Below are 25,361 nucleotides of genomic sequence, written 5' to 3' on the forward strand. Positions count from 1 at the left end.
GAGCTGGGTTCAGAACGTCGTGAGACAGTTCGGTCCCTATCCGGCGCGGGCGTAGGATATTTGAGAGGAGCTGACCTTAGTACGAGAGGACCGGGTTGGACTGACCTCTGGTGTACCGGTTGCACTGCCAAGTGCATGGCCGGGTAGCCAAGTCGGGAAGGGATAAACGCTGAAGGCATCTAAGCGTGAAGCCCCCCTCAAGATGAGATATCCCATAGCGTAAGCTAGTAAGACCCCTGAAAGACGATCAGGTGGATAGGTTAGAGGTGGAAGTGCAGCAATGCATGCAGCTGACTAATACTAATAGGTCGAGGGCTTGACCTTAAAATGGTTCTTTTGGATGGTTCAATGTGTAGATTAAAAGTACATTAATGGGGTATTGACTTTTTAAATGAAAAGTATTACAATAAATCCCGTATTCCTCGATAGCTCAATGGTAGAGCACACGGCTGTTAACCGTGGGGTTGTAGGTTCGAGCCCTACTCGGGGAGTTTTTTATAGGTAATAAGTTAAGATTTACTTGATAAAATATGATATATATGGCGACATAGCCAAGTGGTAAGGCATGGGTCTGCAACACCCTGATCACCAGTTCAAATCTGGTTGTCGCCTCTAAAAGAATGGTCTCTAAACCTTTAAGAATACGGGTTTAGAGATTTTTTTGTTCGGATAATTTGGTGCAAGTAGGTGCAAGCTGTTTAACTTATGAAACCTTTTGCTTTTGAAGAATATTTTCATCTGTTATGCTAGTCTAAAATGTGGTTTACTTTGTTATATGTCTCTGAACGTGGGGTGATATTTTTTCAAATATCCATTTGTCATGGTAAGAGTAGTATGACCGAGCTGTTCCTGCGGTTAAAGGTTACGGTTGCTAAAGGCCTGGAATCCTTAATAAACAGATATTCACTATCTGGATTCCACTTTCTCTGATGTGGAGTTTCACTGCTTTATTTTATTTCGCTACACTTATTCACAATGCATGTACTATTACTTTCATTTTACAACCCGAATTCAGGCAAATATGGATATACATTAATTAATGCCAGAAAAAGCATATACCATTTATAGAAGTGTAGGAGGTACACTTTGATGATTAGTTCATCTTACTACACCTAATTTTAATTTAATTAAGAATTTACTTGTCTGCAACTTAGAATAGGTACTTGTATGTAAATTCTATATTTCAAAATAGACCATATATTTATAAAAAAAGATGGTGATTAATATGAGCAAAAAATTCCAATTATTATTTAGCTTTATTATGGTATTAAGTTGTATATGCGTCTTAGTATATTGCATTAATTTTATAAGAGAACCAAATGAAAGAATGTCAAACAAAGAAGTTAGTAAAATCGTACCAGAAAATAAATATATAGAAAATACTGATGTTTATGATGAGTTCTTAAAGAATTTTAACTGTCAAGGAGAAAAATATTATTACTCTTTTATAGAATTAGTGGGTTATGATTATCCTATTCTTCTACTTTCAAATGGGGTTTATAAGTTTAAAAATCAAGGTGAAGTTACAATTGGGACAGATATTTATTATCCTATTAACAATGAAATAACAAGATTTGGGAATATTGGTTCTGATGGAACAGCGTATCCCATTTCGGCTGATAAATCTGGCATTTTTACCTCAGGTGGGCACAATGTAGCAAAGTATAGTTTAGACCTTAAAAGTGGGAAATTAAAATTAATTTATAAATACATAATGTTATTCGATAAAATAGGCGAAGAAGTAAGGGCTATAACTATAGGAATTATTGGTGATGAGTATAAATTTGTAAGCGAAAAAGAATTAAATAAAGCAAATGCCGAGTATGGTAATGCAAATATAATTTATTTTAATCGCTTATGTTAATTAAGAAAAAGATAATTAATTCTTGTAGGATACTGATAAAGATAGTATTATTTGTTGAATTGTATCTAGGTGCAAACTGGGTGCAACCAGTATCAGAGATTGAAACCCCTCCTTTCTATGCGGGTTCTGGTAAGGTTCAAATAGTTCAAATCTGGTTGTCGCCTCTAAGAACAAAAGGTTCTAAATCTAGTTGATTCTAAGATTTAGAGCCTTTTTATTGATTTCTGGATATCCGCCATATCACTCCGGTGTTGGGCACAAAAACGCCGGGACTGTCAGGGTCGCTCCATCCTAAGTCCAATACATACATTGCGCCATCTGGTCCAAACACGACATCAGCGGGCCTTTCAAATCCACCCTCCGAGGTAAGTGATGCCGGATAACCGGATTTATTGATTGCAAATGTAGTAACCCCTCCGGTAAGCATATCAATTCTGGCTATTCTTTGTCCAGTACCGATATTGGGTGTTGTATATCCGACTCTTCTGGTTCCGCTGCCGCCAAATTCGGCAATATAAGCATCGCCATAAGGTCCAAATGTTCTATTATAATTAAAATCAAAACCCATGATAGCAGAATTCGGAGGGAAGATTGCAAAAGGCCTTGGAGCAACATTGGGATGCTGTGTTATCAAAAATTCGGGTTGTGGTCCTCTATCGGGCTTGAACCTGGGCAAGGTAATGGGTTCTCCGCCGGAATAATCGGGCCATCCATACCATATTCCGGATACCACTAAAAAAAATTCATCAGGAGCATTTGCTATGGGTCTGCTTCCTCTAATCTCGTATCCATTATTTGCTGCAAATAAGCGACCTAGCTCATCAAATTTAATATAGACCGGATTCCTAAATCCCCAAGCGAAAAGTTCAAGTTCTGTACCGTCGAGGTTAGACCTTAAAACGCTGCCAGATGCTCTTACGACACCTTTTCTGATTTCAAAAGGTACATTAGTACCCCATAGGGAGAATAAGCCCCGGTATAGATGGCTTCCCTTTCCGGCTGTTCAATCAATATATTATCTGTTTCAAAGTTCTGTGCATTGAGTATGATGTATTCACCTGGGTAATCACAAACCAATGGGTTCGTGAAAACCCAATCGTTATCCAATCCCACTACCCCGGAATTTGTAGCCGTTCCTTGCCCAAAATACAATTTATTGTCGGGACCTACCACTACTCTGCTGTTATAATAGTCACCATTACTGGGCAGCCCGGTTATGATATTTCGTCTTGTTCCATTTTGTTCTACTACGCTGATAAAACCCCTATGGGATACATAGATAACTCCATTAAAATAATTAATTCCTGTCAGTGGTACATTAAACCGGTCTGCGATTACTTCAAAACGACCATTAACCAGTCGTAATACTCTTGGGTTTCCTGATGTATAACCTGATTCAGCAACGAGCATATCCCCCTCGTTTGTAAATATCATACTGCTTGGTGAATCCAATCCCTGTGCAAAAACCTCAATACTATATTCTGATGATATACTGATATCTGACGGATTTAGAATTCTTTGAATGCTCTCATTATTTTGAGTACCATTAGCCATTGTAGCGCACCTTTATTCTTTTATTCATTCTCGTTACTTATAAAATGAATTTATTATAATATATTCAATTCACTTTATTCAATTCATTGTAAAGGTCTCTTCTATATAATAAATGAACAGCCGGAATAATTATTATATCAATCTTGCTTTTTTATCTAGCAGATGAAAAATCTCCTTATTTTCTTCAGCACAGTAAATCTTTGTAGACAGCACTATGCTATTTAGTATATTTATTAAAGTGCAAGCTAAATTGGAGATCAAAGAATGCTTTGATTCCTATAATAAAAGGGATTAGGTTTTTATTACTCAAAATAGTTTCATTAATCCAACTAGAAAGTAAAATAGGCCATTTAAGCAATAAATATTTCCAATTAATAAAAGTGCTGTATATTTAAACTATGATATATATCATAGAACCAGAACATATAATTTTTTAGGAGGAAACTAACATGGATGAAAAACAAATTTTAATGAACGAAGAATTAAAAGAAGAAGAAGTTAATATCTATGAAAAGGATTGTGGATCAGCGCAGACACACTGTATCACAGATTGTTTTCCTTTCCACACAGCATTAATAAACGGTAATCGATAATGTTATTTGACTAAATAATATCATGATGTTAGAGCTTTTAGCCATGTTGAGGGAATTAAGTTCCCATGAACATGGCTAAAGCTATTTTTAGTGAAAAGGAGCATAATTGATTTATAATTAATATAGAAAACGCAGTCTATTTTAGTCTTTAAAACTTACTAAGAAAATAATTATTTCGCAATATTTGGGAGTTATATTAATAGAAAATAATATGTGGAGGAAATATTATGCATGTGCTTGAAGCGAACAATCTAAGGAAATATTATGGCAATGATCCAAACATTACTAAAGCACTTGATGGAGTTAATTTATATATAGATCAAGGGGAGTTTGTAGCTATTGTTGGTACATCAGGGTCTGGAAAATCCACTTTACTTAATATTATGGGAGGATTAGATATCCCCACATCCGGCAGTGTACGTGTTCGTGGAAAAGAGTTAGCTAAATTATCAGATGAGGAACTTACTATATTTCGCAGGCGGAATATAGGATTTGTATTTCAAAATTATAATTTAGTTCCGGTATTGAATATATATGAAAACATAGTTTTACCTGTAGAATTAGATAATGATAGTACAGATAAAATGTTCTTTGAAGAAATCACAAAGATATTGGGATTAGAAAGCAAATTGAGCAACATGCCAAATAATCTTTCGGGGGGGCAACAACAACGGGTAGCAATTGCCAGAGCTTTAATTACGAAGCCTGCAATTATTCTGGCAGATGAGCCTACAGGTAACTTGGATAGTAAAACCAGCGCTGATGTATTGGGGTTATTAAAATATACAAGTAATAAATTTCAGCAGACAATTGTGATGATTACGCATAACAACCAAATAGCACAGTTAGCGGATCGTATTATAAGAATTGAAGATGGAAAGGTAAAAGAGTGAGGAGGTCATTGTGCTGAAAGAACATAATAATAAAGTTATAAGCAGAATTGCAATCAGAAATATAAAAAGTGATAAAATGCAAAGCTTTTTTTCTTTTGTTACGTTTATGGTGGCGATCACTCTTATTATGGCATTTATCCTTACTATTTTAGGAGTACAAAAGGAAACAGAGAAAGATGCAAAAATGCAGCATCAAGCGGTGTTTGACCACATAGATCAAAATACCATTAATATTATAGAGCAAGATAGTCAGATAAAAAAAGTTATTATTTTAGGCACTTTACCCAAAGTGAAGTATAATGACAGATTTATTATCCAAACTACCTATTTCAGTAATTTCTTCTATAAAAAATTAGAGGGAAAAATACCACATAGTATAAATGAAATTATGGTTACAAAGGAGAGTTTAAAGTATTTGCCGGAAGGGACGTCATTAGGAAAGCAGTTAAGTTTAAATTTGGGGAATGGGATAAGTAAATATAAGATAACTGCTATTGCTACATTGGATGTCGAACCTCCAAACACAATCAGTATTTACTGTACGAAAGAATTATTGGATGATTTTAACAATGGGGAATATAAAGATTATTCTGTGTATCTTTTCTTGAAAAACTCACAAAACATGGAATATTCACAGATCAAAGATAACATATACCGAATAGCTGCAGAGAATAATATTCCTGATAAGAATATAATGTTTAGCAGTAAATATAAGAACTTGAGTGAAAAATATAGTAGTAAAGAAATTGTACAGATGGCTATGGTTATGGCAGTTATATTATTTGCAGCATATTTGGTTGTGTATAGTATATTTTATATATCTGTAAATAAAAAAATTGTTGAATACGGTCAATTGCGGGCTATTGGTATGGTCAAAAAGCAGATATACCGTATGGTTGCTCTTGAAGGGTTGTTTATTGCTATTCCTGGCATGATTGCAGGGGTAATTTGTGGAGCAATAATAGGGTATATAATACGTCCAAGAGGATGGTATTATCTGAATTTTATAATAGCGGCAATAACTGCTCTTATATTTGGGCTGATTACTCTAAAAATCAGTATATATAGCCCGGCTAAAGCTGCATCTCTCATTTCTCCCATTGAGGCTATTGGCTTCAATAGAACCAGTACAGAGAACATAAAAAGACATAAAAAAAGTATAAAATATACAGCCTTTCGTTTTGCTGAATTAAACTTAAAACGAAACAAAAAAAAATCAATACTTACAATTCTTTCGTTGACCTTTTGCGGTATAATTTTTATATGTTGTGCCAGTTTACAGAGTTCCATATCAGCAGAAAGTATGGTGACGACCACAGATTTTCAATATGGTGACTATAAAGTATGCTTTGAAGGGAACTGGGATATATATAAGGAGTTAGACAGTGAGGCACAAAATTATGGGAAAGGTGCTTTACAGTCTGTCAATAATGCATTAACGATGGATTTAAAAAAGAAGATTCTCTCTATAAATGGGGTTAAGGAAATCAAAGAATGGTTTGGTACAACAAGTATCTTTCGATTTGAAAATAAAGATATTTCAGACCAGACGACGATATGGGGTTATTCACGGCAAGACGAAAAAAAACTGGAGATAGCTAAGGTAGATGGAACGGTAAGTTATTCCGAACTTATAAAGAATAATGGAATTATAGTAAACACATCTGAGAATTTATTTAAAGATGTCTATGGTTATGAACCTAAAGTTGGTGATAAGGTATCCATATCTTTTTGGCAAAGCAATGGTACTGTTCTTACGAAGGACTTTACAGTAATGGGTATTACAGGCAGTGCAGATGGATTTCAACATATGATAAGAATGCCTGTAGAAATTTTGCAGAAAAGTGCAGATTACAACCTGGCTCTCGATTGGGAAATAATAACAGAAACAAAATACAATGAAGAAATAGAAACAAATATTCTGGAATTGCTATCCAAATATCCAGAGCTTACCTTTGAAAAAAAAGCAGACTACGTTAAAAATTATAATAATTTATATGGAGCTCTCTTTTTTACATTATATGTCCTGGTTATGGTATTGGCCGGGTTTGGCATTATTAGCTTGATAAATCTAACATTAACTAACCATACACTACGAAAAAAAGAAACAAGTATTTTATTGAGTATTGGTATGACAAGGCGTCAGCTCCAGAAAACACGGATAATTGAAAATGAAATTTTAGTACTAATATCATTGGTAGTTGCTACAATCATAGGATCACCAATTAGCTATTTTGTAGTTAACTCCTTTAAAGGTACGGGAGCGGTCAGACAATATCATTTTCCATTAGGTGTATATCTTATATTTTATGGTGTAATTATTATGATTCAGTTCATTTTATCATTATACCTGAATAGAAGGAGTAGTCATTCTTTGATTTACGATTTAAAAAGAGCATAGTTTTAACATCAGTAAAGCAGACATATGACATGATTATAGAAGCAGCTTTCGGTGATAATTAAACTTTAATAAATAATCAGATGGTTTGAGAGGAGTCTAAGGAGATCTCCTCTCTATTTTATATTTATGTAAATGTCAATTGTATCATTGTATTATAACTATTTAGGTAATAAAAAAGACAATGTAAGCAAAAAAAGTAGATAAACGCTAATTGATGATATATTTTAAAATAAATTTAATACGATAAGGAGGAAAGGTAAAGAATGTCATATACAATTTATTTAACAACTGATTGTAATTTCAAATGTTCCTATTGCTATGAGAATTATAAACAGCAGCTGCAGCTAAGTAAAGATAGATTAATTAACACGATAAATTTTATATTTCATTATGATAATAGCAAAAAGATTTTGCTTGATTTTCTTGGTGGAGAGCCGTTATTGAAGAAAAATTTAATTTATCAGGCTGTAAATTACATAGAAGAACAATATCCCGATCGCATAGTCAAGTATTATATAACAACAAATTGTTCCTTAATGGATGATGATTTTATCAAATTTATGAAAAAAAATAATTTTGATATACGTTTGAGCTTTGATGGCACTGAGAAAGCTCATAATTTAAATAGGATTCCTAGAAACAATGAATTTTGTTATGAAAAAATATTTCAAAATATTAAAAAAGTACGTGATAGTGGAATGCAATACTCTGTTAGAATGACGATAACAAATGAAACAATCCCACATATGTTCCAGAATATAAAATTCTTACATGAGAATGGTTTGAACAACATATGTATGATCCCTGATGTTTATTTGAAGTTTTCAAAAAATTCTCTTGCGGAATTTAAAAATCAGGTAGAAAAGATTACAGACTATTATATACAAGAATATAGCCAGGAGCGTAAATTTAGTATTGACCAATATGATGGAAAGTTTTTAAATATTTTATGTGATTTTGGAAATCATTTTTCTATGTGTGATGCTGGGATTAGTAATTTTAAAATCATGCCAGACGGAAAAATATATCCATGTGGTTTTTTAACTGATAATGAAAAATATGTGATAGGTGATATTCATGAGGAGTCAATAGATATAAGGCGTGGAAAAATGGTGGCCTTGTCACATTATGATAAATCAGATAATAAATGCAAGGATTGCAAGATACGTGATTTTTGCCATGGTATGAAGTGTGGATATATGAATCTTATTCGTACAGGGAGTATTAATATTCCAGACGATTCTGTGTGTCAATACGAACATGTTTTTTATCCGGAAGTATTGAAGGTTCTTATGTATCTTTCAGACAACCCTGACGCTGAAATCAAACAGCGGCTAAATGGATTTATGCAATATATAGAGCAGGATAGTTTGCGCCTTAGTGAGATGGGAATCCAAATACAGAAAAAAATGAGGATCTGTAGATGATTAAAAAAAAAGGAGTATACTCTCAATTTTTAAAAAAGTTTGCATGCAAAAAACAACTATTCCCAATATATATTCTATTAGTTTTTATCATAGTAGTGAATGCTGCTATTTCTTTGATTCGACCGCAAATGCAGGGAGATATTGTAGATGACTTAAGCGCTCCCGCAAATGTAAAGGTCAGCAGCTTTTTTGTTATGCTAATAATTTTTTTAGGAATGCTACTTTTTAGTTATACAATAACATATATACAGATGTATATAACAAGTATGATTTCTGAAAAAATAGCCGCTGATATGAGACAATCTATACATGATAAACTTGGAACAGTCCAAGCGGAATTTTTTAGAAAAGTGGAGCTTAGCAATTTGCTATTAAAAGTGGATAAAGATGTAACTGCGATTAAACAGTGTGGAGTAACGAGTATAATTACATTGATTTCCAATGTTGTAATATTAGTAGTGGTCCCTCCCTATATGCTATCCATTCATAAGGGTATTGCATTAACTAATATAGCACTATTAGTAAGTGTCCCGGTTATTAGTAGATTATTAGGAAATCTTATACAAGAAACAAGTGAAAGAGTTCTGCAGGGGTATAATGATACAACAAGTGTACTGACGGAGACTTATAATAATTGGTTTACAATTAGAATTTGCAATTGTTATAAGTATATTAATGATAAGTATTACAAACAAAATCAGGTATATAAAAAGGAAACCAATAAACAAAATTTGCTGTATATTATAAATAAATGGATAGTCTTGCTTATACAATTTTTAGGAACACTCATTATATGGGGAGTTGGTGCGAAGGAAATTTTTGATGGAAATATGACGGTTGGAACCATTATGGCATTAATGAATTATCAATCCATAATCATGAATCCTATTATTGGGATTTCTTCTTTTGCTAATGAATATCACACGGCCATTGTTTCTTTAAGGGATGTTAATGATTTGCTAGAGTATACAGATATTGAAAATAATAAGTTTAGTATATCACAAAAAATTGAGTCTATTGAAATAAGAAATTTGGATTTTAGATATGCAGATATAGATAAAAAAGTTTTCAGCAATGTGAATTTTAAATTTAAACAAGGATCTATATATGCTATTCACGGTGAAAGCGGACAAGGTAAAAGCACACTTTTTTCTTTACTATCGGGTATCCTACAACCAACCAGCGGCAACATTTTAATCAATGGAAGGCCAATAAATACATTAAACCTTCAAAATTATTGGGATAAAATTGGAGTGGTCATGCAACGCTCACAATTCTTTAAAGATTCACTTTGGAATAATATAAATCTATTTGGTATGGAATCAAAAAATAGAATAGAATACCTAAGTGAATGTCTAGGGCTTTATGAAGATATTGAGTTGCTGCCAGAGAAATGGGATACAGAAATCAAAACAGAGCCATATAATTTTTCAGAAGGACAATTACGTCGGTTAGATGTATTACGCAATATTTTAAAAGAGGCGGACATATTAATATTTGATGAGGCAACCGCTAATATTGATGAAGCAAGGAGAAAAAACTTCTATAATTTAATCCATACATTATCCAAGGAGAAAATTATTTTATTTGCTACTCACAATCCAAATGAGTTAGCAGAAGCTGATGAAGTGATTTATTTGAGTGGTTTAAAGGGGGAAGGGTAAGAGTTTAAATGAAAATAGGTGTATTAGATACAGATGGAACCTTTGAAAATCCATTTTTCAACAACAAGAAATTGTCAATAATAAGGAAGGAAGTTTGGACGAAGGAACAACTGGAAAAAGGGGCCCTTTTTACTCATTCAGAATATGTGTGTGCCTATATTTTTAAAGAGAATCCAGATGCAGAGGTTTTATTAGTAACAATAATAAATTCAAAACTAAAATGTTCGGTACAGGCTTTAATTGATGGACTTGAATATTTGATGCAGGAAAACGTAGATATAATTAATTTAAGTATAGGGGATGAATATCGTAACCATAAAGAACTGGAACAGGTCTGTAAAAGGGCTTATGATAGTGGAATATTAATTATAGCAGCTCATTCCAATAGTAATGTAGAAGCTACTTATCCAGCAATCTTTCCATTTGTTTTAAGCGTTCGCTGTGTAGATAGTGCAGAACGCACGGATATACTTACATATAATGAAGGAATGAATGAATTATGTTTTTCATCCAGCTATTTTTCTATCTATCATTTGGGTGTTCCTAAATTGATTCCGGGAAATAGTTTTGCCAATGCAAAGATAACAGGACTATTAAGCCATTATAAACAAGATTACAAAAAGTTTCTTGATTTTTTTGAAAAGAGTCCTTTAAATCAGCATTATCCATATTCAAAGCTAAAGTCAAAAAAAAGCCTTTTTTTAAGTAACCGTTTGGGAGATTCTCTGGAGGAACGTTTTATAAATGAAGTAACTACTACGGTATTTTGCGCTGAGTTCATAGAGGAGGTGGGCAACCTTGATAGAAATCATCCCAATATTTCGCCATGGGATATACTATTTATTGATTGCAATTCTTTTGTGGAAATAGAACCATATAAACAAACTATATTACAATTACTCGAAGGACTACCTGACAAGGAGATTATTTTAAGATATCCGTTATTTAGCTTATATGAAAGAATAGGTCAGCATATAAGTCAGCATAAGTGTATTCAGCAACTTTTCATCTAATTTAGGAGGAGTAAGATGTATACTTTATCATTAGAAATTATTAATAGATGTAACTTGAATTGTAGTTATTGCTATTTAGGAGAAAAAAAGAATTCTTATATGAATATAGAGACTGCAAAAGGTGCTATTAATATAGCCATTCATGAGGCGAAAAAGCAATATGATAAAACTTTATTAGTTTATTTTATTGGTGGAGAACCTTTAATGGCATACAGCACTATGAAAGAAATTGTTTATTATGTGATACAAGAATGTAGCTGTTACGGGTTGCTTTATAAATTTAGCACTACTATTAATGGAACACTTTTGACAAATAAAATTGCTGAATTTTTAACCAATTACAATTTTGATGTTAAACTTAGCTTGGATGGTCCGGAATATGTACATGATATTAATAGAAGGGATTATGCTGATAAGGGAAGTTATTCCTTAATAGCAGAGAAACAATCTCTTTTTAAAAAATATGAGATTGATACTGGGAAAAAGATTTCTGTTGCGCATGTCATAACAAGAAATAATTACAATTATTTTATGGAAACTTTTAAGTTTTTAATAGATTCTGGATTTACAAAAATCGAGACAGCTATTGATTATCACTGCGAGTGGCCAGAAAAAGAAAAAAAAGAATTAAGTAATTGTGTTGAAGAAGTATTTAAGTTTTATATAGATTATTTGGTAAGAACCAGTAAGGAGATTTACTGGAATCTATTTGCACAGTATATAAAAGCATATGTGACTCCAGTGTGTTTTTATTTCTGCAAAGCTGGTTTGTGTACGGCGTATGTTGCTACTGATGGTGGTATTTACACTTGTGCTGAGATAGAAAAATTTAAAATAGGTTCTGCCAATATAGGATTGAATGTGCCTAAAATCCGAGAAATAGCCTATGCCGAAGATAAAACGGACTTAAAATGTACTCATTGCGTTTATGTAGAACATTGTAAGACCAGGGGCTGTATTGCAGCAAATTATTTAGTTAATAAGGATATTTATAAATCAGTTGAAATTAATTGTTTTATGACAAAAGTGTTTTACAGCCTAATAGAAAAGAATCTTACCGAACAACAATTACAAAATATTAGAAATGCATATGAAAGGGGAAATAAGTAATGCAAAACAATATATTGCCTAAGTTCATTAAAGTTGAAAATAGAAACAAAGTAGCATTGATTGATCCTGAAAATGCGGTATGTTTAGGTGTGAGCAAAAGAACATCCGATAATTTAGATGATATTTTAATACAAAAAAGATTATTTCCAATTTGGCAAGAGCAAGTTGATTTGCAAAAACGCATACATAGTAACAGGGAGCGTATTAATACTATATATTTAATGGTTACAAGACAATGTAATATGAATTGCGATTTCTGTGCTATCAACGCAAATCAAAATATGGATTTAAGCAAGGAGTTTACGGCGGATTCTATTAAAAATTATGTTGTGCCATTTTTAAAGGAATGTACGCCGCATAAATTAATTATTACCGGAGGGGAACCACTCATAAAACAGGATCTTTTAAAAATAATTGAGATGGTCAAAAACAGTGTAAAATGCCACATTGCATTACAAAGTAATGGATTAGAAATAAAAAAAGAATTTGTACATGGCATAAAAAATAATATAGACGAAATTGACTTTAGTGTAGCCCATATGATTGGAAATGATAAATTAGAACAAAAATTAATTCAAAACATAGAATTATGTCAACAAAATGGGATTGAAATTGCCTTGAGTTTTGTATATGATGGTACCAATGAACAAAAATTGCTAACAGCAATTGACTATGCAGCAAAGTATAATACGCAATTTCTTTTAACGAACACGGTGCCCGTTGGCAGAGCTAAAGAAAATGGCAATATTATAAGTGTGAACAATCAAATTGATTTATTCACTAATGTGGCAAAATATATATTAGAAAAAAAATACGAAGATAAATTAGTAGCAGAAATTTTCTTTGCTCCTGTGCAGATACGAAAAGGTTGTGGTGGATATGGAAAAATTATGTCAATATTTCCAGAAGGTAATATTTATATGTGCCAATCTTTAGAGAACGATGAATTTAAAATAGGTAATATATTAGAAGACTCATCCCAAGAATTATTGGAGAAATTAAACAGTAAACTGGAGCTTCCAATGATCAAACAGACCTTTTGTGTTGATAATAAAAATATTTGCTGTTCCTGCATATATAGATATCTGTGCGGAGGAAAATGTGCGGTATCTGATGATGATTCAGATCCTAAATGCTTATTGGTAAAAGCATTCATAGATTACTCTCTATTCTATTATGAACCAAAAGAAAATGTAAGATATAACTTGAGTTCATATATTAATCATTTGCAATCATTGAAAGGTTAGCAGGAGGTGTTTTTTGAGCACAATACTAATAATTGAAGATGATAGGGTTTTAAATGATACATTGGCAATAAACCTTAAAAATGCTGGCTATCATACCATTTCTTCTTATACAGCTTCAGAGGCTTTAGAGAGCATACGATTACATACTTTTGATTTAATATTATTAGATGTTTGCTTACCTGATGAAAATGGTTTTTTGCTATGTAAATCTATTAAGAATTTATATAACTGTGCAATTGTATTCTTAACTGCAGATGATATGGAATCATCGGTTATAAAAGGATATGACTTAGGCGCTGAAGATTATATCACGAAACCTTTTTCATTTACTGTTTTGTTGAAAAAAATATCAGTCATAATTGGACGTTTATCACACAAAACCGGTGCTCAAATATATAAGGATGGATATCTGGAGGTAAATTTTAATTCTCAAAAAGTTATTATTGATGGAAAATTAGTAGAATTAACACCGTTAGAATTTAAGACTTTAAAACTGCTAATAGACAATTCAGGCAGAGTCTTAACCAGGGAAATCCTTTTGGATAAGCTTTGGGATTGCCGTGGCAACTATGTGGATGAAACATCCTTAAATGCAATCATATGCCGTATAAGAAGTAAGGTTGATAAGCAAGGATGCCATCATATTAAGACTATATATGGTACCGGTTATATGTGGTTAGGAGATATTTATGAAAAATAAAAATAAGAGAATAATAAAGTTTATTATCTTTATAGAAATAATAGTGTATATTGCAGTAACTGCTATCTTATTTTTTAATAGTAAGCAGTCTGTATTTTCATATTTAATACCACAAATAAGCCTAATTCTAATTTTTATTACTATATTTGCAAGTGATAGAAAAAGCAAAGTCATATTTTTTAAGGATATATTAGTCCTATTGGACAATATGGCCGATAATGAAATATCAGAAGAAAGAAATACAAATGAAAATAATTATTTTTCTAAGATATACCATCGAATTTATAAAGTGTATGATATTTTGCAAGCCAATAGAGAAACAATAACGGAGGATAAAACCAATTTACAAACGTATATTTCTGATATTTCCCATCAAATAAAAACACCTGTGACTAATTTAAAATTATTAAATACTGCTTTGATGGAATATACAATAACCGGTGAGGAACAAAAAAAATATCTTGTAATACAAAATAATCAAATAGAAAAAATTGATTTTTTAATAAAATCACTTACAATTGCATCAAGGCTGGAAAACAAACTTATTAACCTATCTCCTCAAAAGGCTTCTATAAATCAGACAATTATAGCAGCCTTAGAGGAAATAGTAATCGCTGCTGAAAAAAAGGAAATCGAAATAACATTTAACAATAGTAATGAATATCTCATTACCCACGATCCTAAATGGACCGAGGAAGCTTTGGTGAATATATTGGATAATTCCGTTAAATATACACTCCAAAAAGGCAGCATAAATATATTATTGGAACAAACAGAAGCTCATATAAAAATTTCGGTTTCTGATACGGGTATAGGAATAAAAGAAGAGGATATACCGCGTATATTTAAGCGTTTTTGGAGAGGAAATTCTACAGTGACCCAAGGAAATGGGCTGGGTTTATATATTGCAAGAGAGATAATAACTTTACAGGGAGGATATATAGTTGTTGATTCAACTCCAGATACAAAAACATGTTTTAGTATATATCTACCCACCAAAAATTATATAGACTTATCCACATAAGTCATTCCAACGGTATAACAATAAATAAATAGAAGATATCATTTTCTACCTTTATAGAAAATTCACCACTATACTTTTGCAGAGCGGCATTTATATTCCTTAGCCCATAGCCATGAAGTTTTTTGTCTTTTTTAGTTGTCTTCAAACTCACCTGTACGTAATCAGCCTGTTTCTTACGAATACTATTTTCGCAAGTAATAAATAGAAAACCTCTCTTTCTTCCGGCTTTTATCAGTATAATATTTTCGCCATCAGGACATTCTTTTTTTCTCTCAATACATTCTCTCATTGCATTCTCTATTGCATTAGAAAAAACTGTACATAGGTCTTCATCTTTTATTTTATTAAATTCTTTTAAATCCACATATGCTTTAAACTGGATGTGATTCTCAGCCGAATCTTTTTTCTTCTTATATAAAATATTATCAATAAAAGGGTTTCCTGTATCGTAATGGTTTTCGAAACCATCTAGACGGTTCATAATACTATCAATGTATTCTGATTTTCTTATATTATCCTGCACCCCTTCTAATGCATTTAAATGCCCCCTTATATCATGGCTTAATTTTCTGACTTCATCCATATCTTTGCTCAGCTGCATATAATAATCATACTTTAATTTTACTTCACTAATTTGAAGTTTTGTTTCATTTTCAATTTCTTTAACTTCTAAATAATATTCTGCTACAGCAATATTACATAATCCTCCTAATAGTACAACGGCACCTGCAATTAGAATTGTAATTACTGAAACAGTAGAATTAAAGTTAGAAGTATTATAGTATAGCTTATCGGCAAACAATATAAGATAAGTGCAGTTTATTATTAGTGGAATAATAATTGTAAGCCAATTTAAGCGAGATATTTGCATGGGTATTTTCCATGCTAACTTTGATGTTATTATAATTAGGAACGCTAAAATAATTTCTATTTTAATAAATATTTCTGCCTGAAAGACTTTTCCTAATAGAGCTATACATGTAGTTTTAGTTTTAATATACATGTAACTAAAAACGGTAATCTGTGCAAGCGTATAATATGAGATTAAAAAACAACAAACAATTGTACTGTATTTAAATGTATAATTATTAACTAGCATTCCAATTGCCAGCACTGTTATTATAAAAGTTAAATAAATATACGCAATATGTATGCCAAACACAGACTCTAAAAATCTTAGGTATGTTAATAAAGCTATACAAAGTATTTTAAGAGTACGATTGACTCTGGTTGAGCTACTGTAAAATATTTCCTTGAAAGAGCGTGTCCTTTTAAAAATAAATAAAATTAGCAATGAATTTATAAATATTAGAAATAATTTCATAATGTTATAATATAACATTCCCAACACATCCCATTTCTTCTGCTAGACGTTGTAACAACTCCTTTTTCTTGGCTTTGCTGGTATAAATTTTTTCACCTGTTGTCAGGTAAATATCTAAACCAACAATTTTTTCTACATAAGCAATGTTTACTATATAGCTATTATGGCAGCGAAAAAAGGAATGTTCGGCTAATTCTTGCTCTAATTCAAGTAATTTTTTATATGATATAATATCTCCTGCTTCTGTGTGTAAAAGGGATTTTCTATCACGAGTTTCTATAAATCTCAAGTTATGTAAATATACTTTGTAAAAACCATCCAAATTTTTCACCGTAAGATATAACTGCTGATAACTTTTTAATCGCTTTATTGCCCTGTCCAATTCACGGTCAACTGATTTCTGGTCAACAGGCTTTTCTAAGTAATTTGCGGCATTGACCTCATAGCCTATGGGCATATATTGTCTATAAGAAGTAATAAAAACCATATATGTATCTGCATCATGTTTACGTAATATTTTTGCTAATTCAATACCATTCATATTAGGCATCTGTATATCCAGAAAATAAATCTGGAAATCCAATTTTAAGGATTCCATTAATTGAATTGAACTGTTAAATTTTCTTATTACAAAGTCTATATTATTTCTCTTACTATAATCTTTTAACATTTTTTCAAGTTTATCTAAAAAGTATTTTTCATCATCACATAAGGCTATTTTAATCATTCTTGCCTCCTGCTTCCAAATAATATTTTCATAGGTAATATTTTGAATATACTAATTTTGCAATATATTGTTATTAAATGTGTTGGAAATTTAAAATCATTACCTGCTAATTATACTACATAATTAAGTTTTTTATCTATGTCAAATGTTAAAATTTTCTTATATTTTTTATATAATTTAAACTTTTCTTGCTCTAACAGACATAATATTTGACATGGTTTATTTATATCCGAATTTACTTTTAGATTATTCATAAGGCATCCTTTAGCCGTACAAATATCGTAGATATTACATATTTGGCATTTTTCATTCTCAATTGAATGTATATTTTTTAGTATAATTATTTTATCAATCTGCAAGCCCTCATTAATATTCCCTAATGAATACTGCGGTTCTAAATTTGCAGCACAGGCATAAATACTACCATCTGTGCGAATATAACAACTAATAAGCCCGGCACCGCATATATAACAGGTATTTAATTTTTTATTAAAATTTTGCATATCAATAAGGGTTCCCCATAAAAAGGGCGATTTTTGGTTGACTTTTCCTTCAAAGAGAGTCATAATTTGCTCCATATTTTCGGAGATTTGCTCTAATTCGTATTCGTTCCAATTACAAGAAAGGTCAATTGCTGAATCTATAATATGCATTCCTAACTCATTCACAAGATATTTACAAGAATCATAATATGACTGATAGTTATTTTTGGTAATAACATGGGTTGCCTGTATCATATTACCGCTTTCTTTTTCATATTTCTTAAAAAATGGTATATTACTCATCAGTACTGAAAAACTTCCCTTCCCGTTAGCTAATATTCTGTTTTTATCATGAATTGGTTCGGTGCCATCAATACTTAATTTTATACGAACGTTATTGTGAACTAACCAATCATATATTTCATTATTCATTACTGTGCCATTGGTAGTAATTGAAAATATTATATCAAAATCATTTAGTTGCCTTTTTTCGTTTATATAATTTTCTATTTTTTTTAACAACTCAAAAGATAATAATGCCTCTCCTCCAACAAAATCAAACCATAGTTTTGATTCTTTATGAAGAGCTGCCTTATAAAAAGCAAAATCAATGCATTTATATGCTAGCTCCTCAGACATTACTGTTCCATTTTTCTTCTCTAAATAGCAGTATTTACAGTTAAGATTACAAATTTGGTTAACCTCCATTGTTACTGTATACATAACACCCCTCCAAAGTAATATTATCATGATCAGAATTATAGGCAAAGCGGATAGTTTTATTTTAACTGAGTACAAAAAATAAAGTCACCGGTAATAATAATACCAGCAACCTTATTTATACTTCTTGATGTTTCATTCTCCGGATGAAATATATGTTCCTGGAAATGGCCATGGGCAATCGCTTAGGCACATCTGTGTACGAGTTGTGCAACCGCTGTATGCCCTGATTTCCTCCTCAGTCATCATTACCTCTTCTGATTCTTGCTCACAATTCATTTTTGTATCCATAATCCCCCTCCTTCCTGCTGGTAAAACCAGTATAAATATTACATTATATTCAAACAACATTTTTTGCTTAAATAGCACAACTTTTTGATTGGATTGACATAGGTAGAGCTATCATACACTTTCTCCTAGAAATTCTGCTATTTTTTTAATTAATTGCTTTCTTTTATATTTACTAACTGAGACAATATGGCCGGTAGTCAAAATTGCAGAGCTGTCTGTAAGTTTGTCTATATAGTCTAAATTTAACAAGTAGCTGTTATGGCATCTATAAAATCTTTGATTTACTAATATATTTTCAAAATCATACATTTTTTTATAACAATATATTTTTTCCTTCGTCGTATGAATAAGAATATTTTTATTTATTGTTTCAATAAAGATTATGTCCGATATTTGGATTGTGAAGATGCCATCTTTATTTTTGATTACAAGTTTTTCTTCCTTGTTTGTTAATTTTCTATGATAAATATTACTTAGGATAGTTTCAAGCTTTTTGTAAAAAACAGGTTTTTTGAGAAAATCAGTTGCCTCTACATCATATCCGCTTTGGATATTAGGTAAAGTAAAATATGCAGTACAAAAAATTAAACTTACCTGATTGTCTATTTCTCTTATTTTTTTGGCAACTTCTAGCCCATTCATTTCCGGCATTTCAAAATCTAAAAAGATAATATCATACTTTTTTTTATGATAAAACATTAGCAAATATTCCCCGCTGCAGTAGCTTTGAATTTTTACCTCGACATGATTTTCTTGCCCATAGCGCATAATATATTTTTCCATATTTTTATTGTATTCTTTTATATCATCGCAAATTGCGATTTTTAGCATAGACATCATCTCCTTATGTATTTTTCAAAATATCAACAGATTTAGCATGTTAAAGGTTTGCATCAATTCTGCTATGACTTCTGGTTATCATCTCACTCACAACATTACAGTCTGATTAGAAAAATATCTATAAATTATGAACAAAATGTCAATTTCTTTACCTAATTGGAATTTTATAAAAATACTGTTGCAGCACCACTGTTATTGTAACAATTGAATATATATTAATAGAAAGGTTTGTAATACATTACATACTTAATACAGCCTGAGTAAACTTGCATATTTCGACTGGGCATTATATAATGGAAATGCACACAAATGAATATTTTTCCTTGCAAAGTATTGCATTTGACAGATTATGACCGAAAGCAGGAATGCTGTCAATATAGAGCGAGTATCCGATTGCTTAAGCGTATTTGAGGAAAGAGGGAGGACTAATGGAGTTTAGGATCAAAGTGTTTACTAGAAAAATAGTCTGTTGTTTATTTTGCATAGTCTTTGCAGGCGCGGTGTTTCAATATCCTGCCTATGCCGCTGATTCTTCCAAGGTAGTCTATCAGGTTGACGAAGATTATCCTCCCCTTACATATACGAATGGAAATTATATCTATGGATTTGACCCGGACTTGACCAATTTGATATTTAATACCGCTGATTATAAGGTAGAACATTCTTATGATAAGTGGGAGCTTGTCTATAAAAGATTAGTGGAAGGTGAAATTGATACGGCAGGTATTATTGCCGTAACAGAGGCGAGAAAGAAGGAGGTATTATATACCGATAATATATTTAATTCCTCCATTTCTGTTTATACCCGCGCAGGCTACCGGGATATTTCTCTGAAAGATTTGAAGACACTTAAAGTTGGAGTTGGCAAAGGTTATTATTCAGAGGGAGTCCTTAAGGAGAAAGTGGGCAGCACTAACTATGGTGCATATGAGGACTTATCTGAAGCAATTACAGATTTGGAAAGCGGTAAGCTTGATGCAATTTTTGAGAACGAACAGTTAATCGATACCTTGTTGATTAGCTTAAAGATGAAAGGTTCTATTGTCAGTAAGCTGGAGCATCTCTACCCCCGTGAGTATGCATACGCAGTTAGTAAGAACAGGCCTGACCTTGTGGAATACATGAATAAAAGAATAAGGCAGCTGAAGAGGAGCGGCGTATTCGAAGCTGTATATACAAAATATTATTATACCCATTCGGACTATTATAAAAGAAACCTTCTTATAAAAATTATCGTAATTGTTGCTGTTGCTGTTACAACAGTAACTGCACTTATTCTTTTGCTTCGGTTTTATATAACGCTGCTGAAAAAGAGATTAGCTGTAAATTATAATAAGCTGTCCATTGCAAACGATGAATTAACGGCTACCCATGAGGAACTGCAGGCCCAATTCGAAGAAATCCAGGCTCAATATGAGGAAATTGAAGCGAGCAAGATAGCTTTGGAAAAAAGTGAAGAGAGATACCGGTTGGTTGCCGAGGGAGCGAATGATGGGCTCTGGGACTGGGATTTGACAACAGATACGGTCTTTTTATCGGAAAAATGGGCTAAAAGGATGGGATATCAAGAACCTGATATACATGACTTTTTATCAAAGTGGGCACAGGATATCCTGAAAGAAGATCAGGATAAGATAAGAGAATATTACCAGACCTGCGAACAGGAAAATAGTCAGAACTTTGATGTAGAGTATCGGTTGTTAACCAATCAGAACCAATTGATTTGGATTTTACTCAAAGCGAAGGTGTTACGGGATGCAGAAGGAAAGGCCATAAGAATGGCAGGGTCGATTACGGATATTACTGATACAAAGGAGCACGAAGAAAAAATATTCCGGCTGGCCTATTATGACTTTTTAACGAATATCCCCAACAGGATTATGCTAAATGATAAGCTCGAGCGTATTTTAAAAGAGCGGAATCAAAATGTCTATACCGCTTTGTACTATATTGACCTTGATAATTTCAAGCATATTAATGATACACTGGGTCATGATTACGGAGATGTATTGTTAAAGCTGGTTGCAAAAGAACTGGAAACGTTAAGGGTGAATGATTATTCTGTTTACCGGGCTGGCGGAGACGAATTTGTCGCTCTGATTGAAAATATTACAGCCAGAGACGAGATTGTTCTATGGGCTGACAGGATTCACAGCCTGATCTGCCATCATTGGATGCTTGGGGACTGTGAGGTCTATGTGTCGGCAAGCATAGGGGTTACGGTTATACCGGATGATGGACAGGAATATCAAAAGATATTAAGGAATGCAGATACCGCTATGTATACTGCGAAAGAAGCCGGAAGGAGTAATTATAAATTCTTCAGCGAAGAGATGTTAAGTGAGGTCACCATAAGAACAGAAATGGAGGCGGACTTAAGGAAAGCACTGGAGCGAGGCGAATTTCGTCTATATTATCAGCCGTGTATCAGAATGTCGGATGGAAAGGTTATCGGCATGGAGGCCTTGATTCGATGGTTCCATCAAAAGAAAGGCTTAATATCTCCGGCAGAATTTATACCGATAGCAGAGGAAACCGGGCTGATTAAGCAAATTGGCCGGTGGGTTTTAGAAGAAGCCTGCCGCCAGAGCAGAACATGGCAGGAACAGGGCCCTTATGGAATCCCTATTGCAGTAAATGTATCAAAAATACAATTAGAGGACGAGGATTTTGTCACCGATTTAGCAAGTCTTCTCGAAGTTGCGGGAATTGATCCCCGCTATCTGCAAATAGAGATAACCGAAAGCTGTATTATAAAATCAATAGAAGTAAGTGTTGAAAAATTAAGAGAAATCAGAAAAATGGGGATACATATTTTACTGGATGATTTCGGGACAGGATATTCTTCTCTGTATTACCTGCAGAACCTGCCTATTGATGTGGTCAAAATCGATAAAAGCTTTGTTGACTCAATTGCCGTAAAAGCCCGTAATACCTTGATTATTGATGATATAATCTCTATTGCTCATAAATCAGAGATGACTGTAATTGCAGAAGGTGTTGAGACAGAAGACCAATTCAATTACTTAATGGACGAAGATTGTGATGCAATGCAGGGATATTACCGCTGCAAACCCCTTCCAAGAGAAGAGGTTGAAAAATGGATCAGTCATTATTTAAAGGGAAATTTATAACATGACATACAGGTGTCTTATTTTATTTGATATAATGTGAAAAATAAAAAGCATTTTTCACTTTCTATTTGGGCAGTTTCGCAAGTAAACTTGCGAAATGCACGGGTGTTAGTGTGAAAAATAAAAGGAATTTTTCACATTTCTTTTGGTGCAGTACTGCAATGGGTATCAGTATAGTTATAAATGAAAAAGGAGCGGATAATATGGATAAGGTGGATTACAAAAAAGCATTTAAAGAGCTGTATCAACCCGAAGCAACCCCGAAAATAATAGATGTTCCCGCCATGAGATTTATTCAGGTGGATGGACATGGAGATCCCAATGAACCTGGTGGAGAATATCAGGAAGCAGTAGAAATACTTTATGCATTGTCTTATACAATTAAGATGCTCTTTAAGAAGGAGCAGGCGCCTGCTGGTTATGTTGACTATGTTGTACTGCCGTTAGAAGGACTATGGCAGGTGGAAAATAATGAGGAATTTGACGGAACACAAAAAGAGAAGCTTTACTGGACATCAATGATCCGCCAGCCCGACTTTGTAGACGAGGCAGTTTTTAAAATAGCTGTACAGCTGACGAGAAGGAAAAAGCCTCACCTTACGTTGGAAAAGGCGAGGCTTGTAACTTTTACGGAAGGCTTGTGCGTACAGTGTATGCATATTGGCAGCTTTGATGAGGAACCGGTAACCCTTGAAAAGATGAAACATTTTACAGAAAATAATAATTTTGTTTTTGATTTGTCGGAGGAAAGGCAGCATCATGAGATATACCTTTCTGACCCGCGAAAGGGCAGTTCTTCCAATATGAAAACAGTTCTGCGCTATCCGGTGAGAGCCCTGTGTTCCGAAAACTAATTTTTTTTGATTACCCTTTTACAGAACCCTGTGTCAGACCGCTGTAAATATACTCTGCTTTGCTTTAGCTGATAATAATTTATTTCAAATCAGGTAATTCATTTTGGACAATAACATTGGAAGCCCAGTACAGATTCTGTATTTCGGAATTGGAGTTATTGCTGAAGGTAAGCTCCGCCCAGCTCATACAGAATACCCATCGGGGCTGCGATAAAAGCTTTGAGGCTGTGGGCAATTTTGCGCATTCCCCGATGGCAATGGGTTTGCTTCCGGCTATGTTTAAGGCCTGATTGTATTTATAATCGGTAAAGCCGTCCGAGTTGTAAATATCCAGTGCGAAGATATCCCAGTAGGCAGAACCCGGGTTATAAGTACTCCAGTTATAATCAAGATCCTGCATATCCCATACCCAGATAAGGTTGGTAAGGCCTTTTACGTTTTGCAGATAATCACGGGTCAAACGGTAAAGAGCTGCGGTTCCGTTGCTGCCTGTGCGGCCAGCCCACCAGAAAATGCTTTGATTCATTTCATGGAAGGGTCTAAAGAGCACGGTAACGCCATTGTCTTTAAGATACTGGAGGTATACGGCGTATTGGTCTAACCGGGTTTTCCAGGCTTTGTTTAACGTTCCGCCGTCAGTAATCAGACTGCTCCACTGGCTGTCATTTAAAGTGCTTACAACACCTCCGTCCCAGGAGCCCGGTTCTGACTGGGTGGGCGGAACAACATGCATCATTAGCTGAACCATGGAACCTTTATCCCACTGCTTTTTACATTCATATATCATAGTCCAGCGGTTGGCAACATCATCAGAGGAAAATAAGAAATCTCCGCTCCATAGGCCGGGATATTGCCCGGTTATGCTATAAGCCTTTTCCGTTTGTACATCAGGGTCGGAATTGGGTTCCCTGTTATGGATACCGATTACCGTTTTACTTCCGCTGATGCTGTAAAGGTAGTCTAACACACCGGTGCCTGCCGCGCTGTAAATCTCAAATTCATAAAGAGAGAACCCATAGGATGTTGCCCGCTTTATTAAGTAGACCTTTACATACCGTGCGGTGGTTGCGGAAAAGCTGATGGAATTGCTTCCGCCAGTTCCGTTGTAATTGGAATAGACAGTGGTCCAGGCGGAGTTGTCAAGAGAAGTCTGAATCTGGAACTGGGAGGCATAGGCAGATTCCCAGGCCAGCCGCACACTTGATACCGTATAATTCTTACCTAAGTCGACAATAATGTACTGGTTATCCGCATAAGCAGAAGACCAGCGGGTGTTACCGTTGGCATCTACAGCATAGGAACCTGGATAGCTTGAGGATTCTGTGGAAGATACGATAACGGTCTTTTGATAGGCCAGATTTTCACCGGCAGCACGGGTTTCTTTCGGAATAAGCAACCCGGATACCAGCAGTACAAAAGACAGTAAAACACTAAATATTCTGTAAGTAACTTTGCGCTTCATAAAGCACCTCCTTCTCATTTTTCATAATAGCATAGGG

At 33.5% G+C, this 25,361-nt stretch carries 21 protein-coding genes, 2 tRNA genes and 1 rRNA gene; 16 read left to right on the forward strand and 8 right to left on the reverse strand.

The genetic code is table 11. The features are described 5' to 3' along the window. The 4 genes from BUF11_RS10575 to BUF11_RS10590 form a co-directional block, all read left to right on the forward strand. A 23S ribosomal RNA gene (locus BUF11_RS10575) occupies positions 1-324 on the forward strand; the annotation flags it as partial. 95 nt (positions 325-419) lie between these two features. Further along, positions 420-491: transfer RNA gene (locus tag BUF11_RS10580), tRNA-Asn, on the forward strand. A 50-nt stretch (positions 492-541) separates the two neighbouring features. Beyond that, positions 542-612: transfer RNA gene (locus BUF11_RS10585), tRNA-Cys, on the forward strand. Positions 613-1,327: 715 nt separating this feature from the next. After that, on the forward strand, positions 1,328-1,864 hold the full coding sequence (locus tag BUF11_RS10590) for a hypothetical protein (RefSeq protein WP_073588834.1): 537 nt from the start codon (positions 1,328-1,330) through the stop codon (positions 1,862-1,864). A gap of 214 nt (positions 1,865-2,078) precedes the next feature. On the opposite strand, the gene BUF11_RS24730 is transcribed toward BUF11_RS10590, so the two are convergent. After that, positions 2,079-2,540 carry a hypothetical protein gene (locus BUF11_RS24730; RefSeq protein WP_242952359.1) on the reverse strand — a complete coding sequence of 154 codons (462 nt, stop codon included), beginning with the start codon at positions 2,538-2,540 and terminating at the stop codon, positions 2,079-2,081. A 239-nt stretch (positions 2,541-2,779) separates the two neighbouring features. Continuing rightward, positions 2,780-3,418, reverse strand: coding sequence for a hypothetical protein (locus BUF11_RS24735; RefSeq protein ID WP_242952360.1), 639 nt, complete (start codon positions 3,416-3,418; stop codon positions 2,780-2,782). Positions 3,419-3,867: 449 nt separating this feature from the next. Between BUF11_RS24735 and BUF11_RS24335 the strand changes: the two genes are divergently transcribed. From BUF11_RS24335 to BUF11_RS10640, 10 genes are all read left to right on the forward strand, one after another. Continuing rightward, positions 3,868-4,011, forward strand: coding sequence for a hypothetical protein (locus tag BUF11_RS24335; protein ID WP_175562037.1), 144 nt, complete (start codon positions 3,868-3,870; stop codon positions 4,009-4,011). Positions 4,012-4,238: 227 nt separating this feature from the next. Next, positions 4,239-4,904, forward strand: a complete 666-nt coding sequence (locus BUF11_RS10600; RefSeq protein ID WP_073588835.1) for an ABC transporter ATP-binding protein — start codon at positions 4,239-4,241, stop codon at positions 4,902-4,904. A 10-nt stretch (positions 4,905-4,914) separates the two neighbouring features. Further along, positions 4,915-7,305 (forward strand): ABC transporter permease, encoded by a 2,391-nt coding sequence (locus BUF11_RS10605; RefSeq protein ID WP_073588836.1) that lies wholly within the window; start codon positions 4,915-4,917, stop codon positions 7,303-7,305. A 263-nt stretch (positions 7,306-7,568) separates the two neighbouring features. After that, positions 7,569-8,732 carry a radical SAM/SPASM domain-containing protein gene (locus BUF11_RS10610; protein ID WP_073588837.1) on the forward strand — a complete coding sequence of 388 codons (1,164 nt, stop codon included), beginning with the start codon at positions 7,569-7,571 and terminating at the stop codon, positions 8,730-8,732. Beyond that, a complete protein-coding gene (locus BUF11_RS10615; RefSeq protein ID WP_073588838.1) occupies positions 8,729-10,396 on the forward strand; it encodes an ABC transporter ATP-binding protein in 1,668 nt (555 codons plus the stop codon). Before BUF11_RS10610 ends, BUF11_RS10615 begins: the two co-directional genes overlap by 4 nt. An 8-nt stretch (positions 10,397-10,404) precedes the next feature. Then, on the forward strand, positions 10,405-11,409 hold the full coding sequence (locus BUF11_RS10620; protein WP_073588839.1) for a S8 family serine peptidase: 1,005 nt from the start codon (positions 10,405-10,407) through the stop codon (positions 11,407-11,409). Between the two features lie 15 nt (positions 11,410-11,424). After that, positions 11,425-12,519, forward strand: coding sequence for a radical SAM protein (locus tag BUF11_RS10625; RefSeq protein WP_073588840.1), 1,095 nt, complete (start codon positions 11,425-11,427; stop codon positions 12,517-12,519). Further along, the gene (locus BUF11_RS10630) at positions 12,519-13,766 is read left to right on the forward strand and encodes a radical SAM/SPASM domain-containing protein (RefSeq protein ID WP_073588841.1); all 1,248 of its coding nucleotides are present in this window, start codon (positions 12,519-12,521) and stop codon (positions 13,764-13,766) included. Before BUF11_RS10625 ends, BUF11_RS10630 begins: the two co-directional genes overlap by 1 nt. A 13-nt stretch (positions 13,767-13,779) precedes the next feature. After that, complete coding sequence (locus tag BUF11_RS10635) at positions 13,780-14,466, forward strand: response regulator transcription factor (RefSeq protein WP_084558593.1); 687 nt, start codon at positions 13,780-13,782, stop codon at positions 14,464-14,466. Continuing rightward, positions 14,456-15,490, forward strand: a complete 1,035-nt coding sequence (locus tag BUF11_RS10640; protein WP_073588842.1) for a sensor histidine kinase — start codon at positions 14,456-14,458, stop codon at positions 15,488-15,490. Before BUF11_RS10635 ends, BUF11_RS10640 begins: the two co-directional genes overlap by 11 nt. A gap of 1 nt (position 15,491) precedes the next feature. Here BUF11_RS10640 and BUF11_RS10645 read toward each other — a convergent pair whose 3' ends face one another. The 5 genes from BUF11_RS10645 to BUF11_RS10665 all read right to left on the reverse strand — a co-directional run bounded on the left by BUF11_RS10645 (position 15,492) and on the right by BUF11_RS10665 (position 19,865). Then, a complete protein-coding gene (locus BUF11_RS10645) occupies positions 15,492-16,589 on the reverse strand; it encodes a sensor histidine kinase (protein WP_175562038.1) in 1,098 nt (365 codons plus the stop codon). Positions 16,590-16,818: 229 nt separating this feature from the next. Continuing rightward, positions 16,819-17,541: a LytR/AlgR family response regulator transcription factor gene (locus BUF11_RS10650; RefSeq protein ID WP_073588843.1), complete on the reverse strand. Its 723-nt coding sequence runs from the start codon at positions 17,539-17,541 to the stop codon at positions 16,819-16,821. A 110-nt stretch (positions 17,542-17,651) separates the two neighbouring features. Next, positions 17,652-18,746 carry a radical SAM/SPASM domain-containing protein gene (locus BUF11_RS10655; RefSeq protein ID WP_073588844.1) on the reverse strand — a complete coding sequence of 365 codons (1,095 nt, stop codon included), beginning with the start codon at positions 18,744-18,746 and terminating at the stop codon, positions 17,652-17,654. A gap of 132 nt (positions 18,747-18,878) precedes the next feature. Beyond that, positions 18,879-19,034, reverse strand: coding sequence for a pseudouridine synthase (locus BUF11_RS10660; RefSeq protein WP_073588845.1), 156 nt, complete (start codon positions 19,032-19,034; stop codon positions 18,879-18,881). A 111-nt stretch (positions 19,035-19,145) separates the two neighbouring features. Beyond that, complete coding sequence (locus tag BUF11_RS10665; protein WP_073588846.1) at positions 19,146-19,865, reverse strand: LytR/AlgR family response regulator transcription factor; 720 nt, start codon at positions 19,863-19,865, stop codon at positions 19,146-19,148. Positions 19,866-20,302: 437 nt separating this feature from the next. Here BUF11_RS10665 and BUF11_RS10670 point away from each other — a divergent pair, with 437 nt between their 5' ends. Continuing rightward, positions 20,303-23,008 carry an EAL domain-containing protein gene (locus BUF11_RS10670; protein ID WP_073588847.1) on the forward strand — a complete coding sequence of 902 codons (2,706 nt, stop codon included), beginning with the start codon at positions 20,303-20,305 and terminating at the stop codon, positions 23,006-23,008. Between the two features lie 203 nt (positions 23,009-23,211). Further along, complete coding sequence (locus tag BUF11_RS10675) at positions 23,212-23,862, forward strand: GyrI-like domain-containing protein (protein WP_073589082.1); 651 nt, start codon at positions 23,212-23,214, stop codon at positions 23,860-23,862. Between the two features lie 79 nt (positions 23,863-23,941). Here the strand turns inward: BUF11_RS10675 and BUF11_RS23785 are convergent, their stop codons facing one another. Continuing rightward, a complete protein-coding gene (locus BUF11_RS23785) occupies positions 23,942-25,324 on the reverse strand; it encodes a glycosyl hydrolase (protein ID WP_175562039.1) in 1,383 nt (460 codons plus the stop codon). Positions 25,325-25,361: the final 37 nt, after the last annotated feature.

It is taken from the genome of Anaerocolumna xylanovorans DSM 12503, from assembly GCF_900143645.1.
Taxonomy (GTDB): Bacteria; Bacillota; Clostridia; order Lachnospirales; family Lachnospiraceae; genus Anaerocolumna; species Anaerocolumna xylanovorans.

Bases quoted from the DNA above. Each gene is read 5' to 3' on its own strand.
- BUF11_RS10630 (WP_073588841.1), top strand. From the start codon at position 12,519: ATGCAAAACAATATATTGCCTAAGTTCATTAAAGTTGAAAATAGAAAC.
- BUF11_RS24735 (WP_242952360.1), bottom strand. From the start codon at position 3,418: ATGGCTAATGGTACTCAAAATAATGAGAGCATTCAAAGAATTCTAAAT.
- BUF11_RS10625 (WP_073588840.1), top strand. From the start codon at position 11,425: ATGTATACTTTATCATTAGAAATTATTAATAGATGTAACTTGAATTGT.
- BUF11_RS24335 (WP_175562037.1), top strand. From the start codon at position 3,868: ATGGATGAAAAACAAATTTTAATGAACGAAGAATTAAAAGAAGAAGAA.
- BUF11_RS10640 (WP_073588842.1), top strand. From the start codon at position 14,456: ATGAAAAATAAAAATAAGAGAATAATAAAGTTTATTATCTTTATAGAA.
- BUF11_RS10655 (WP_073588844.1), bottom strand. From the start codon at position 18,746: ATGTATACAGTAACAATGGAGGTTAACCAAATTTGTAATCTTAACTGT.
- BUF11_RS10590 (WP_073588834.1), top strand. From the start codon at position 1,328: ATGTCAAACAAAGAAGTTAGTAAAATCGTACCAGAAAATAAATATATA.
- BUF11_RS10645 (WP_175562038.1), bottom strand. From the start codon at position 16,589: ATGCTAGTTAATAATTATACATTTAAATACAGTACAATTGTTTGTTGT.
- BUF11_RS23785 (WP_175562039.1), bottom strand. From the start codon at position 25,324: ATGAAGCGCAAAGTTACTTACAGAATATTTAGTGTTTTACTGTCTTTT.
- BUF11_RS10610 (WP_073588837.1), top strand. From the start codon at position 7,569: ATGTCATATACAATTTATTTAACAACTGATTGTAATTTCAAATGTTCC.
- BUF11_RS10600 (WP_073588835.1), top strand. From the start codon at position 4,239: ATGCATGTGCTTGAAGCGAACAATCTAAGGAAATATTATGGCAATGAT.
- BUF11_RS10675 (WP_073589082.1), top strand. From the start codon at position 23,212: ATGGATAAGGTGGATTACAAAAAAGCATTTAAAGAGCTGTATCAACCC.
- BUF11_RS10670 (WP_073588847.1), top strand. From the start codon at position 20,303: ATGGAGTTTAGGATCAAAGTGTTTACTAGAAAAATAGTCTGTTGTTTA.
- BUF11_RS10620 (WP_073588839.1), top strand. From the start codon at position 10,405: ATGAAAATAGGTGTATTAGATACAGATGGAACCTTTGAAAATCCATTT.
- BUF11_RS10660 (WP_073588845.1), bottom strand. From the start codon at position 19,034: ATGGATACAAAAATGAATTGTGAGCAAGAATCAGAAGAGGTAATGATG.
- BUF11_RS10665 (WP_073588846.1), bottom strand. From the start codon at position 19,865: ATGCTAAAAATCGCAATTTGCGATGATATAAAAGAATACAATAAAAAT.
- BUF11_RS10615 (WP_073588838.1), top strand. From the start codon at position 8,729: ATGATTAAAAAAAAAGGAGTATACTCTCAATTTTTAAAAAAGTTTGCA.
- BUF11_RS10650 (WP_073588843.1), bottom strand. From the start codon at position 17,541: ATGATTAAAATAGCCTTATGTGATGATGAAAAATACTTTTTAGATAAA.